Genomic DNA, 13495 nt, shown 5'->3' on the forward strand with positions numbered 1-13495 from the left:
ACAATTGATCTACATTCACGCAGGAGGTTTTCATGTCAAACACCACCATGACTTTTACGTTAGGCGATCGTGAAGTTAACCGTATTGGCTACGGCGCAATGCAACTGGCCGGGCCGGGCGTGTTCGGCCCGGTAAAAGATGAAGCCCGGGCAATCCAGGTTTTGCGCGATGCTGTCGCGGCAGGCGTTAATCATATCGACACCAGCGACTTTTATGGCCCGCACGAAACCAACCAGCTGATTAAAAAGGCGCTACATCCCTACCCGCAGGATCTCTGCATCGTCACCAAAGTGGGTGCCCGCCGCGACGCCAAAGGCGGCTGGCTGGCGGCGATGGAGCCAGAGGCGCTGACGCAGGCAGTTGAAGATAACCTGCGCAACCTGGGGCTGGATGTGATTGAAGTGGTGAACCTGCGCAGTATGTTGCATCCGGCCAGGCCCAAAGAAGGCTCTCTGAAGCCACAACTGGAGGCGCTGATGGCGTTACAGGCACGCGGACTGATTCGCCATATTGGCCTGAGTAACGTTACCGCCACGCAGATCGCAGAAGCTCAGGCGATGACGCCGATTGTCTGCGTGCAGAATATGTATAACCTGGCGCATCGACAGGATGATGAGCTGGTGGATCAGCTGGCGCAGCAGGGAATTGCGTATGTGCCGTTCTTCCCGCTGGGCGGCTTTTCTCCGTTGCAGTCGGATCAGCTTAATGAAGTGGCTGCATCCCTGAATGCCACGCCGATGCAGGTCGCACTTGCGTGGCTGCTGCGGCGATCGCCAAATATTCTGCTGATTCCAGGCACCTCTTCCCCGGAACATCTTAAAGAGAATCTTGCCAGCGGCAGCCTGGAACTGTCGGATGATGTGATGGAAAAGCTGAACGCTATTTAACATCAAGCCCGCACGATGCGGGCCTGATGCTGTACTGATTCAGAAACTGCTGAGGCAGGCCGCAAGTTGCGGCTTGTCGCTACAACTGATGTGGTGATCGATTCGGTTAATCATATAAGGATAAAACGGGTTAGAGGTGGCGCGCATAATTGAGTCCAGCCCGACAATCAGCACTGCACTCTCGCCGCGCAGTGACAACGTCCCAAAACTGATACCAAACTCATTCTTCTGCGCGGGCGCACTGCCATATAACCCATCCTCGGCCGGGAACGGAATCGCAACGTGCGACAGCGAGTAGAGACCCGCAGGATAGGCAATTGCCAGCGGCTGAATCCGTTCCTGCATCTCTCCCGCGGGAACGCTTTTTGTCACCATCTCCAGTGAGGTGGCGGAGGCATTAGTGATCACCGTGGATGAGTAATTCCGACGCGCTGCAGGCAACAGCTGATTAACCGCGGTATATGAGGAGTGGCGGAATAACGGACTGACGCTGACCGCCTGATTGATATCGAACAGCACCAGTTCGCTGCCGTTCACTGGCAGATAATTATAGAGCGAGCGGATGACCGAAGGCGTACTGACGGTGGAATCCATTACCGACTGAAAGGTCAGCACGGGCGGGAAACCGGAGAGCTGCTGATTACGCGCATATTGCAGGATCTCTTTCTGCAGCGCCTGCGTCAGCAAATAGGTCTGCCGGGCAGCGTGAACCGGAAAAGAGTTGTATTTAAACGGATTAAACTCCGGCACGATATTCAGCCAGGCCGCTTTCGAAAAGGCAGGGAAAACAGAGGGCAACCCGGCAACACCTGCGAACCGGGCAAAACGAGTCACACCGATCATCGGCGATAACAGAATCAATTGCTGCGGACGACGCAGCGTGTGATCGCCCAGGCTGTCGAGCGCATATTTTACCGCCAGCGCCCCGCCGTTCGAGAAACCCACCAGATGCAGCGGCGTCTGCGTGCCCGCCAGCCGGGTCGCTTCCCGCACCGCCAGGCGTGTGGCGGCCATCCAGTCCTGCCAGTCAACATCGGTCAGACCCGCAGGCACCGTACCGTGACCCGGTAACCGTATCGCCACCGCCACATAACCCTGCTGACGGTAAGCCTCTGCCACATGCCGCAGACTGTAAGGACTGTCGGTCAGTCCATGTAACAGCACTACCGCACCGCGCGGCCTGCCCGTCGGTTGCAGAATATAGGAACGGTTCCAGTCCTGCGCGAAATGCCCCGGATAGATCATGCTGCCAGCATAGTATCGGTTGAGTGGCGTTTTTTCTTCCGCATCCAGTCGGTCACTGACCTGTTGCTTCATCTCGTCGAACAGATGATTTTCGGCCTTGAGGTAGTCAGCATAGGTCGCATTATCAAGCTGTTCCACTGTCAGTTCATGCGGGACCCAGGTGTGCCAGCGATGTAACTCCGGCCCGCGCTCCGCTTCATAGATTCGAATAATCAGTAGCAGCAGTAACAATACTCCAGACACAATCGCAAGACGCCAGAGCCTGCGGGTGACGGTTTTCCACCTCCGGGTCATAAATCCTTTCCTGAAAAATTAAAATGCATAGCGAAACCACGCGAACAGCACGTTGCCATTATTGTACGTGCCCGGAATATAGGTGAACTGTACATTCAGCGCCTTATAACCGGCAGAGAACAGCGGCAGAATAATCGGTAGCGGAATATAGTTACCAAAATCTTCGCGTGCGGTGATACCGGCGGTTAATCCCGCGCCAAGACGAAAGTCCTGATTCGAACCAGGATACCAGCCCTTCTCCCAGCCATAACCGACAATCGGCTGCCACTCATTGTGTGAGTCTTTGAAAGCCATTGCATAAAGCGCGCTCCAGTTGCCGCTGTCGCTGTAGCGGGAAATGCCCAGACCGCCTCCCCAGGGATTCTCGTTATAGTTATCGGTTTTTTCTTTGTCGTACATAAAGCGGGCGTGCCAGCTGATAAATGGCAGGTAGAGATCGGTATGCTGAGGCGCGTTCCAGGTCTGCGCAACATCGTCAGTGAATCCATTCCACCAGGAGGAGATTGGTGTGTTTTCAGCATGTAATGGCGCAGCAGTCAGCAGTGCGGCAAAAACTGCCGTCGTGGTTGAAATTTTCATAGTGCGTACCGGTCAGCGTGCGGAGCAGATGAAAAATGAGTATAGCGCAGAGCCTGAGGCAATCTTTGTCAGCGGTCATGCTTCGCTTAACCGGTAGTTTCTGAAGACAATAACGACAGCTTATTCAGTCAGGTTCTGGCGATTTCAGCCTGAAATCGCCAGAACTGTATGGAAATTAATCGAGGGAAAATTGCTGATTACAGTGAATGTTGTCTGCTGGGATTTAGTGAGGATAAGGACGGAGAAATGCGGTGCAACGGTTAGTAAGAAGATAAGGAGGTAACAAGATAAGGCGATAAGGAGGTAAAACCGGATTCAGCCGGTGGGCTGAATCCGGTGGGAGACTCAGGAGGCTTCAGCCTCTTTTGGCTTTTCACCAAACTTCTCTTTCATGTGTGACTCAATCTCTTCCAGGCTTTTGCCCCGCGTCTCTGGCACCATCGCCATCACGAAGATCAGCGACCCGACATTAATCGCGGCAAAGATAAAGAAGGTGGTGCTGCCGGCATATTCCATTATCGGTGGAAAACCAAAGGCGACTATCGCGTTAAAGATCCACTGTAGTGAGACAGCGCCGCCGGTTAATACGCCACGCAACTGCATCGGGAACAGTTCCGACATCATCAGCCAGTAGACCGGCGAGATGCACATCTGCATGCAGAACAGGAACAGCAGAATACAGGCCAGGGCGAGGTAGCTCTGCATCAGGCTGGGAGCGATAAAGGTCATCACGCTGCCCAGCATAATCTGCGAAGCGACCACCAGACACAGGCCGGTAATCAGCATCGTCCGGCGCGGGAAGCGACTAACCGCCCAGATACCTACAATCGCCGCCACCACTGAGACCACGCCGTTACCGATGGTCGCGGCAATCGAGGCGCTGGTGCCAAGTCCGGTCTGTTTAAGGATGATCGGGGTGTAATACATAAAACCATTAACCCCGGTGAACTGGGCAACAAAGCCCAGACCGACGCCGATAACCATCAGGCGAATCACCCACTTCTCACGGATCAGGGTTTTCGCATCCGGTCCACGTTCCGCCGCTCTCGCCTGCTTCTTCATCTGCGCCATCTCATGGCGCACTTCACGCGGCGTTTCACGCAGATACTTCAGGATCTTTTTAGCCTCTTTCAGACGCCCTTCCGCGACCAGCCAGTGTGGTGAGGCGGGAACGAAGAACGTGCCGATAAACAGCAAAAGACCCGGTACCATGGCAATTGCCAGCATGTAGCGCCACAAGTGCTCATCATGCAGCAGATAGCTCAGCAGCGTACTGGCAACATAAGCAATGAGCTGTCCGGTAACGATCATCAGCTCATTGCGGCTGACCAGCGGCGCACGCAGGCGCGGTCCGGCAATTTCGGCGATAAACACCGGCACGGTAGAGGAACCGCCACCGACCGCAATCCCCAGCAGGAAGCGCATTGCCACCATGACATTGACAGAAGGCGCCAGCGCTGTTCCCAGTGAACCCAGCACAAAAATAACCGCCAGGCTGCGTAGTGTAATACGCCGGCCAAACCGGTCAGAGAAGAAACCACTCAGGAAAGAGCCTATCGCGGCACCGAACACCAGCGAAGAGGCTACCAGCCCTTCAGTGAATGAATTCAGTCCAAGTCCACCCTGATCGGGTGGTGAGGTCATGTAGGGTAACGCACCCGAGATTATCCCGGTGTCATAACCAAAAGCCAGCGCGCCCATAGTGGCAACCAGTACCACTAAAAAAATGCGCTGGCGTACCGTATCCGCAGGCGCGTGATCGCCCGCTTCACCAGAGTCTGGTGTATTCGTACTCATAATATCCCTGCCATTAATTAGTTAAACATCCGTTTGATTAAATTTCATACGGAATAGAAATGGAACATATTTACCGAGTGGGTAAAGAAGTGTAGACGGTATTTAAAAGTTAGCTTTAGCAATGCGATTTTTATAACAGGGATAGTTAACCGGATAAATAAACCAGCGCAATAATGACGTCGTGAAAGTTGTTTTAACATTAGGTTAACACTTTCAGTTCCTGCTGGATCCAGCTCAGGAAATGCGCGACGCGGGGAAACTGGGCAAATCCACGCGGGAAGACCAGATGATGGGCGCTGACGGGCAGACTCTCCTGTTCGGACAAGACTCTGACCAGTTTTCCACTGCGCAGATAATCCTCCGCCAGCAATTCACTTTCAAATATAAGACCGTGGCCTAACATCGCCGCCTCAAGACTCATATAAGAGCGATCAAAGCGAAATAACCACTCTTTATCTGGCTGAGGTAATTGCTGAGAAGCAAACCACTGCGGCCACTGAATAAGCGGCGACTCCGATAATATCAGCGCATGATGAATTAAATCAGCGGCCTGATTAACAGGATGTTTTTTCAGATACTCAGGCGAGGCCAGCACCGACATTCTTTCGTGGCGGATCGTTTTAATCTCGAATGAGTTCCAGTCCGGGAATCCATGGCGTATCGCAATATCAATATTGTCGCGGCTGAAAGATAAATTCTCGTAAGAGCAGGAGAGCGTGAGCTGGAACTCGGGATAGCTGTCGCGAAATTTATGGATGCGCGGCAACAGCCACAGCAGACCGAAACTGGGCGCGCAGTGGATCCTGAGGTTGCTGCGGGCTTTCTCGTTACTAATGCGTGCAGTCGCCTGCGTCAGACTCAGCAGTATCGGACCAATCTCCCTGAGGTAGTGCTCACCCGACAGCGTCAGCACTACGCCCTTTGCCGAACGATTAAACAGAATACAGCCCAGTTCACGCTCCAGTTTTGCCAGCTGATGACTGGCCGCCGAAGGCGTAATACTTAATTCCTCGGCCGCACGCGCGACATTACCAAAATGGGCCACCTGCTCAAAAACCCGCAGTGATTTAATCGAAGGTAAGTGATCAGACTGCTTTTCCATCCGCCTCTCCACACTGGAATTTTGTGATGTGTGCCCATTTTTAAATCGCAGAATTGTTAACTGCATCAAACCAACAAATTCATTCAGCATCAAATGAATTTTTTTGCATTGCCAATATTAGCCGCTTTATCAATTCTGATCGTGACCCTGCCGGTAGCGATACCGAACCACTAATAATTATTTTTCTGGAGTGGACAATGTTACTCGAAAATAAAGTTGCGATTATTACAGGTGCCGCCTCTCAGCGCGGCATTGGCCGGGCCACAGCCGCCTGTTTTGCTCAGCATGGCGCGCGCGTGGTGGTGCTCGATTTAGATCTGCAGGCCGCCCAGGCCAGCGCACTGTCTTGTGGTGATGGGCATCTCGGCCTGGCCACAGATGTGACCGATCCCCTCTCTGTTCGTCGTGCCATCGACCAGGTTCTTGGGCACTTCGGCCGTATTGATGTGCTGGTCAACAATGCAGGTATTACTCAGCCGGTTAAAACACTGGAAATCGGCATCGAGGATTACAACCGTATTCTTGATGTCAATCTGCGCGGCACGCTGCTGATGTCTCAGGCGGTGATCCCCACCATGCAGCAGCAGAAAGGCGGCAGCATCATCTGCCTGTCCTCGGTCTCAGCACAGCGCGGCGGCGGGATTTTCGGCGGTCCGCACTACAGTGCCGCTAAAGCGGGCGTTCTGGGCCTGACTAAAGCGATGGCGCGCGAATTTGGCCCTGACCAGATACGCATTAATGCCCTGACGCCCGGTCTGATCCAGACGGACATCACTGGTGGCCTGTTACAGGATGAACGCCGCCACGCCATTCTCGACGGAATTCCGCTCGGCCGCCTTGGGTCCGCCAGTGACGTCGCCAACGCTGCGCTGTTTCTCGCCAGCGATCTCTCCGGTTATCTCACCGGCATCACGCTGGATGTGAACGGCGGCATGCTGATCCATTAAATAGCGCCCTTCCCTGCCCGCACGCCTGGCGGGCTAACCTCGGGAGTGAACACCATGACCACGCTTAATCTGAGCGCAGCCTCTGCTGCGCGCGATATCACCTATCGCAAAATTGCCTGGCGCCTGATGCCCTGGCTGATGCTCTGTTATCTCTGCGCCTATCTTGATCGCGTCAATGTGGGCTTCGCTAAATTACAGATGATGGATGATTTGTCTCTCAGCGAAACCGTGTATGGACTGGGTGCCGGGATCTTTTTTATCGGCTACTTCTTCTTTGAGGTGCCGAGTAACCTGATCCTGCACCGTGTCGGCGCACGCCGCTGGATTGCCCGCATTATGATCACATGGGGAATCATCTCAGCCCTGTTCGCCTTTGTAGAAACCGCATGGCAGTTCTACCTGCTGCGCTTTCTGCTCGGCGTCGCCGAGGCCGGTCTTGCGCCAGGTTTACTGCTCTACCTGACCTACTGGTTTCCATCACACCGTCGCGCACGTATGACCGTGCTCTGGTTTGTCGCCATTCCACTCTCAGGGATGATTGGCGGCCCGCTCTCAGGCTGGATTATGGCGACCTTTGCAGGCTTTCACGGATGGGCCGGCTGGCAGTGGATGTTTATGCTGGAAGCTATCCCCACCCTTGTTATGGGATTAGTGGTACTGCTGGTTCTGAAGGATCGTGTTGAACAGGCAGATTGGCTGGACGAAGATGAGAAACGCCGGGTGCGTGCCGATCTGGATGAGGATAATCAGCAGAAAGCCTGTCATGGCACGGTAAAAGCCTTTGTCGCCGACCGTCGTCTGTGGCTGCTGGCGCTGATCTACTTCTGTGTGGTGATGGGTCAGTACGCCCTGACGTTCTGGTTACCGACGCTGGTGAGAAACTCAGGCGTCAGTGAACCGCTGCATATTGGGCTGCTGACCAGTCTGCCTTACCTCTGCGCCATTATCTTTATGCTGCTGGCCGGGCGCAGTGGCGATCGCTATCGTGAACGCCGCTGGCATCTGATTGTTCCAATGCTGATCGGACTCACCGGACTGACGCTGGCAACTCTGCTGAGCCATAGCGTTTCCCTGTCACTGCTCTCCCTTTGTATTGCCGCTGCGGGCATTCTTTCCGCCTCATCGCTGTTCTGGATGTTGCCGACCAATCTGTTAGGTGGCGTCTCTGCCGCCGCAGGCATCGCCGCCGTGAACTGCATTGCTAATCTGGCCGGTTTTTTCTCACCGTGGCTGATAGGCACCATCACCACCGCAACCGGTACGCCCGCTTCCGGAATGTACTTTATTGCTGCCGTCCTGCTGGGTGGCGCGCTATGCGTGCTGCGCATCCGGGCAGCGGACGTTAATCGTTAATCAGGAGGTAATATGACTGACTCTCGTCACGCTTCACACGTGCTCTCATTGCAGCAACGAGCCACCAATATTCGCCGCCATGCCTTATTAATGGGGCAGATTCAGGGGCAGGGATATATCGGTCAGGCGCTGGGTGCCGCCGATTTGCTTGCTGTCAGCTATTTCCACGCCATGAATTACCGGCCGGATCAACCTGAGTGGGAAGACCGCGATCGCTTCTATCTGTCGATTGGCCATTACGCTATCGCCCTTTACGCCGCCTTGCTGGAAGCAGGCGTGATGCCTGAAGAAGAAAGGGAAACTTATGGGACTGATGAGAGCCGCTTGCCGATGTCCGGCATGGCTGCCTATACCCCAGGCATGGAAATTACCGGCGGTTCACTGGGTCATGGCTTAGGTATTGCTGTAGGTGCCTGTCTGGGGCTGAAACAGAAAGGCTCGCAGGCACGAGTCTATAACCTGCTTTCAGATGGTGAACTGAATGAAGGCTCTACCTGGGAAGCGGCAATGTCCGCCTCACACTGGCAACTTGATAACCTGATCGCCCTTATCGACGTCAACAATCAGCAGGCTGACGGCCATAGCAGTGAGATTCTCGCTTTTGAACCCATTGTGGATCGCTGGCAGGCTTTTGGCTGGTACACCCAGCGGGTTGATGGCAACGATATCTCTGCTTTGCAGGCCGCCTTTGATGCGGCTCGCAGCTGGCCCGAACCCCAGCCGCGCGTCATCATTTGCGATACCCGAATGGGCAAAGGGGTACCGTTTCTGGAAAGTCGTGAGAAAACCCACTTTATTCGGGTCGATGCCGATGAGTGGGACAAAGCCCTGACCGCACTTGAGCAAGGAGTCTGAGATGAGTTCACAACCGCAAAAAAAACGTCTGACCACATCCGCCATGATCGCCTCGATCGCCGCTGAAGGCCAGCCCACGGTTTCAGCTCCTTTTGGACATGCCCTGGTCTCTCTGGCAGAGCAGCGCTCAGATGTGGTGGGGCTGACGGCTGATTTAAGTAAATACACCGATCTGCACCTGTTCGCAGAGGCTTTTCCGAAACGCTTTTATCAGATGGGCATGGCGGAACAGTTACTGATGAGCGCCGCAGCAGGTATGGCGCGTGAAGGCTTTATGCCTTTTGTCACCACTTATGCCGTCTTTGCTTCCCGCCGCGCTTATGATTTTATCTGCATGGCCATCGCCGAAGAGAATCTGAACGTTAAAATCGCCTGCGCACTGCCGGGCCTGACCACCGGTTATGGACCGAGTCATCAGGCGACTGATGACCTGGCAATCTTCCGTGGCATGCCGAACCTGACTATCATCGATCCCTGCGATGCACTGGAGATTAGCCAGGTGATACCGGCTATCGCTGAACATCAGGGTCCGGTCTATTTGCGCCTGCTGCGCGGTAAGGTTCCGCTGGTGCTGGATAAATATGACTATCGCTATCAGCACGGTAAGGCTCAGCGCCTGCGCGGCGGTAAGCATGCCGTTATTATCAGCAGCGGATTGATGACCATGCGGGCGCTTGAGGCCGCTGAAGCGCTGGAGAAGCAGGGGATTGAGGTCGGTGTGGTTCACTCACCCATGATTAAGCCTCTGGATGAAGAGACCATCCTGCGTGAGGCGGGAGTAGCACTGCATCATAACCAGCTGGTTATCACCGCTGAAAATCATTCGATAACCGGTGGCTTAGGCGAAGCTATTGCCGGCCTGTTAATGCGAAACCATGTGACACCGCGCTTTAAACAAATTGCGCTGCCGGATGCTTTCCTTGCAGCAGGCGCACTACCGACGCTGCATGACCGTTATGGCATCTCAACGGATGCCATGGTTAAGCAAATCACCGCCTGGCTTGAAGCCTGATTCATATCAAAACCGGGCCTGGCCCGGTTTTCTTCTGCATAGGTTCGCTGCTGCCGTGGAAGATCATCATTGCATTACGTCACTTCACATCGGTCTGATTACTGATTGCAGTGGTCAGCACTCTCTGCGCATCAGCAACTACGCTGTATGCTGATAACAGCCACTTATAACCCGGTTCAATGCCATACAGACGTTATTTCTCGCAATTCACTGTAAACAGCAGTGCAGTGAGCCATCGCCTTTTATCAGGTAGGCCGATAGGGGCTCTTCGTCCGTAAGCTGCCGATTTCATCTGCTTTACCCAATACAGTGAATCTGATGCCATGCAACTACCTTTCCGTCATGAGCAGACTGTGACAATCTTTTCGCGCTGATCAGGTTTTAATGGAGTTCCCTGCCAAAGCTGCATCTTGTATCGCACCTCTTCAAAAAAAATTTTATCGCGCAGAAAAAGTTATCCACTTTTTCTGTGGATAAGTGAGGGATAGTTTCTGAGTATCTTTTTTCACTCTCTGTTCAGGACTTTACTGCCCGTAAGATACGCCTCTTTTCTGATCTTATCTGTTCCCCCGCAGTCGTGAAAAGAGGAAGCGTTTAACTGCAGGCATGGCGATTTCAGGCTGAAATTCTTGCATCTTTTATATTATAAACAAACAGTTAATAACGAAATATCGCTGGCGGGCTAATGTTTGGAGAAAGGCCAGGCAGAGGGTTTAGCGGAGTGTGTGAAGCCGGTACGCTGTTACTGAGGTTTAGTAAAGTTGATTGGTCACTAATGAACCAGCCCCGGAAAATCATTACTTGCAATATTCTGACCGTCGGATGCGCGCTGACGGCGATGAGATTCATCAACGATAGCATCATACGAAAAACGTTATCTCTGTTTATAGTGACCTGTGCGGTTTGGAAGGGGCCTGGGTATCTGGCGAAAGAGTTCAGCGAAGTGGCGATTTCATGCAGTTTTTCAGCAAGAGATAATAAAGAAATTTATTATATTTCAATATCTTAAGCAGGAATTCACACTTAAAAATCTGGCGATTTCAGCCTGAAATTTGGGTGTCCGCCATCTCTTTTAACGACGACTCGCTACAAAAATCGAAAAAAAAGCCAGCGTTTATCGCTGGCTGATTTGAGTGCATATACGTTAACGGTTGAGATATTTTTTCAGGGTCTCCGCAATAACTTTATCCAGCTCTTCCTGCAACTCTTTCGACTGCCGGTTAAATTCATAACTGAACATCCGTCCGCGTACCTTTTTTCGGGCGAACCGATCTTTATCAGCAAAAGACCAGAGCGCAGTCGCCTGGGTTTTATCTTTCTCCGGTTCTTTGATCAGAGTCTGGCTGCCCTGTCGAATCAGACGCAGAATATGATTTTTAAGCTCGTCCTCGGCCAGACCTTCACGGGCACAGACCACATCAATTTCCCTGGAAATGGATTTGATCAGAGCTTCAACGCTTTGCCCGGACTCACTCAACTTGTCAGCAGCCTGTAACAACGCTTTATAGTCGGGATAGGTCAGCTCAGCGTGATTAGGAAAAAGTGAAATCAAATCTGATGGAACGCTGGCGGCCTGCAGGGCACGCGTCACTTTCGCCTGGGACAAACCCTGATTTTCAGCAATCTCCTTCTGCGACAAACCGCCATCTTTAAGTGTTAACAGACGCATCCCCACTTCGCGCAGATTGTGTTCCCGTGCCGTCTGAATATCCTGCGCCAGTCGGCGGGCTTCATCAGCGGTGATGGCCGCGTCAGTGATCAGCACGTCCAGGCCGGTTTTGCAGTAGAGTGCGGCTGCACGACGACGTGAGCCATCCAGGATTTCGATGCGGTCATCGCGCATCACGCCAATAGCGGGAAAGAACTGCTGCAGCTTAATGGTCCGGATAATGTCGCGCAGCGAATCAGGTGTCAGGCCTGCCTGATCGCGACCGTTGGTTTCCATTGTGACGAACGTTTTGCTTTCAACGTCGCTGGCGGCAATGCGTTCAAAGCGAAACAGGGCGCGCTTGCCCGTTGCCAGAACGAATGTCTGGTTGTGCTGGCTGTCTGGCGTGTCATTTTCCAGTGGAGTCTGGCTGAAGGTTCTGCCAATCGTAATTCTTTTTGCGCTCATACAAACCTCAGTTCAGGCGAATAAATTCGATACGGTCGAAGACGGCTTTAGCAAAGTCTTCTGCGGCGGATCGTGCATTCTTCAACGCTTCGCTGCTGCCGACGTAGGTCGAAGGATTGGCGGAGATAACCGTATCAAAGGATTCGCCACAACGTTCGAAACCATCAAGGCGGGGAAGGGCAGCATCAAGCATGTCGCCACCAAAAATCTCTTTTGCCAGGCTATGACAGAGTTTGTGGTCTGCTTTATTGGAGAGCTTCGACATGAAGCCAATATTACCCTGCAGCCGACAGGTCGCGCCGGAGTCTTCGATAATCGCAATCAGTTCCGGAAGACGAGTCAGGTATTTCAGTGTCGAGTGAAAGTCTACCTGAGCCGGTGGCACCGGAGTCATCAGAAGATCTGACGCTGCAATCGCATTCTTCAGGAAGGCATCAAGATGCGGGCCGCTGTCGATAAAGATGAAGTCATAATCTTTTTTCAGTTTGGCAATAACGTTGTCATACAACACGGCGTGAACGTTCTGTTGCGGAAGATGCTCAGCACAAAGCTGATCCCAGCTTGAGGCGATAAAGGCGTCATCAATCGATGCTGGCAGCACATCCACACCCGGAATGATCGACGGAACGATAAACTCGTTGACCAGCTCATCTCGTGAGACATTCTGCAGCATTGCCTGCGCCGCAGTCGCTTCCACCAGCCCGACGGAGCGCTCGTGGTTCAGAAACATGGTTGCTGAGGACTGCGGATCAAGGTCGATAACCAGGATGCGCAAATCTTCAAAAAGCAGATGGGGATGTGCGCGCAACGCATGTGCCAGCGAGACGGTTGAAACCGTTTTGGAGACACCGCCCTTCAGATTACCGACAAACAGGGTGTAAGCGTCACTATGGCGATCGCGATACTTCGGCACGCCACGATGATGATAGATATCGATAATATTCTTAATCGACATAGCATATTTAACGGAAGAACCGGCCGCACGTTTATCAAATTGATAACCGCTTTCTTCCATCTCATTGACTGCGTAATCCACACTGGCTCGGGTCAGTTTGGGCAACTTTGCCAGCGCCGCTTTGGCATAGACCTGATAGTAGGTATTTTCATGCAGTTCCTGCTTTTGCGCCTGAATTTGCTCGGTGAGGCTTAGCAGCATGCGTTCTGAACGCTGCGCAACCTTCATCACCTGCTTGTCATCATTAGCCATAGTTGCTCCAAACATGTAGGATTTATGACTTTATACAGAAATCCTGCACGTGAGGCAATAAATTATCTTCTCAACATAATCTCCGTTTTTATGTAACCACA

At 52.9% G+C, this 13495-nt stretch carries 11 protein-coding genes; 5 read left to right on the top strand and 6 right to left on the bottom strand.

Annotation, left to right across the window (positions count from 1 at the left end):
- Positions 1-32 precede the first annotated feature (32 nt).
- Positions 33-887 carry an aldo/keto reductase family oxidoreductase gene (locus NR195_RS01655; protein WP_187496428.1) on the top strand — a complete coding sequence of 285 codons (855 nt, stop codon included), beginning with the start codon at positions 33-35 and terminating at the stop codon, positions 885-887.
- Positions 888-926: 39 nt separating this feature from the next.
- On the opposite strand, the gene NR195_RS01660 is transcribed toward NR195_RS01655, so the two are convergent.
- The 4 genes from NR195_RS01660 to NR195_RS01675 all read right to left on the bottom strand — a co-directional run bounded on the left by NR195_RS01660 (position 927) and on the right by NR195_RS01675 (position 5904).
- Positions 927-2426, bottom strand: coding sequence for an alpha/beta fold hydrolase (locus NR195_RS01660; protein WP_256843972.1), 1500 nt, complete (start codon positions 2424-2426; stop codon positions 927-929).
- An 18-nt stretch (positions 2427-2444) separates the two neighbouring features.
- The gene (gene pagP / locus NR195_RS01665; RefSeq protein WP_010246837.1) at positions 2445-3005 is read right to left on the bottom strand and encodes a lipid IV(A) palmitoyltransferase PagP; all 561 of its coding nucleotides are present in this window, start codon (positions 3003-3005) and stop codon (positions 2445-2447) included.
- Between the two features lie 345 nt (positions 3006-3350).
- Complete coding sequence (locus tag NR195_RS01670; protein WP_022624569.1) at positions 3351-4802, bottom strand: sugar porter family MFS transporter; 1452 nt, start codon at positions 4800-4802, stop codon at positions 3351-3353.
- Between the two features lie 199 nt (positions 4803-5001).
- Positions 5002-5904, bottom strand: a complete 903-nt coding sequence (locus NR195_RS01675) for a LysR substrate-binding domain-containing protein (protein WP_010246833.1) — start codon at positions 5902-5904, stop codon at positions 5002-5004.
- A gap of 197 nt (positions 5905-6101) precedes the next feature.
- On the opposite strand from NR195_RS01675, the gene NR195_RS01680 reads away from it, so the two are divergent.
- From NR195_RS01680 to NR195_RS01695, 4 genes are read left to right on the top strand one after another with little or no spacing between them, the layout of a single operon-like run.
- Positions 6102-6851, top strand: a complete 750-nt coding sequence (locus NR195_RS01680; RefSeq protein WP_256843973.1) for an SDR family NAD(P)-dependent oxidoreductase — start codon at positions 6102-6104, stop codon at positions 6849-6851.
- Positions 6852-6905: 54 nt separating this feature from the next.
- A complete protein-coding gene (locus tag NR195_RS01685; protein WP_010246829.1) occupies positions 6906-8204 on the top strand; it encodes an MFS transporter in 1299 nt (432 codons plus the stop codon).
- Positions 8205-8216: 12 nt separating this feature from the next.
- Positions 8217-9059, top strand: coding sequence for a transketolase (locus NR195_RS01690; protein ID WP_256843974.1), 843 nt, complete (start codon positions 8217-8219; stop codon positions 9057-9059).
- Position 9060: 1 nt separating this feature from the next.
- Entirely contained in the window at positions 9061-10071 is a 1011-nt protein-coding gene (locus NR195_RS01695) for a transketolase family protein (protein WP_022624574.1), read from the top strand.
- Positions 10072-11215: 1144 nt separating this feature from the next.
- On the opposite strand, the gene NR195_RS01700 is transcribed toward NR195_RS01695, so the two are convergent.
- Together NR195_RS01700 and NR195_RS01705 are read right to left on the bottom strand one after the other, a co-directional pair.
- Positions 11216-12187 carry a ParB family protein gene (locus NR195_RS01700; protein ID WP_010246824.1) on the bottom strand — a complete coding sequence of 324 codons (972 nt, stop codon included), beginning with the start codon at positions 12185-12187 and terminating at the stop codon, positions 11216-11218.
- 7 nt (positions 12188-12194) lie between these two features.
- Positions 12195-13394 (bottom strand): AAA family ATPase, encoded by a 1200-nt coding sequence (locus NR195_RS01705; RefSeq protein ID WP_256843975.1) that lies wholly within the window; start codon positions 13392-13394, stop codon positions 12195-12197.
- Positions 13395-13495: the final 101 nt, after the last annotated feature.

Source organism: Pantoea sp. Ft-CA_14, assembly GCF_024520875.1.
Lineage (GTDB): Bacteria > Pseudomonadota > Gammaproteobacteria > Enterobacterales > Enterobacteriaceae > Pantoea > Pantoea agglomerans.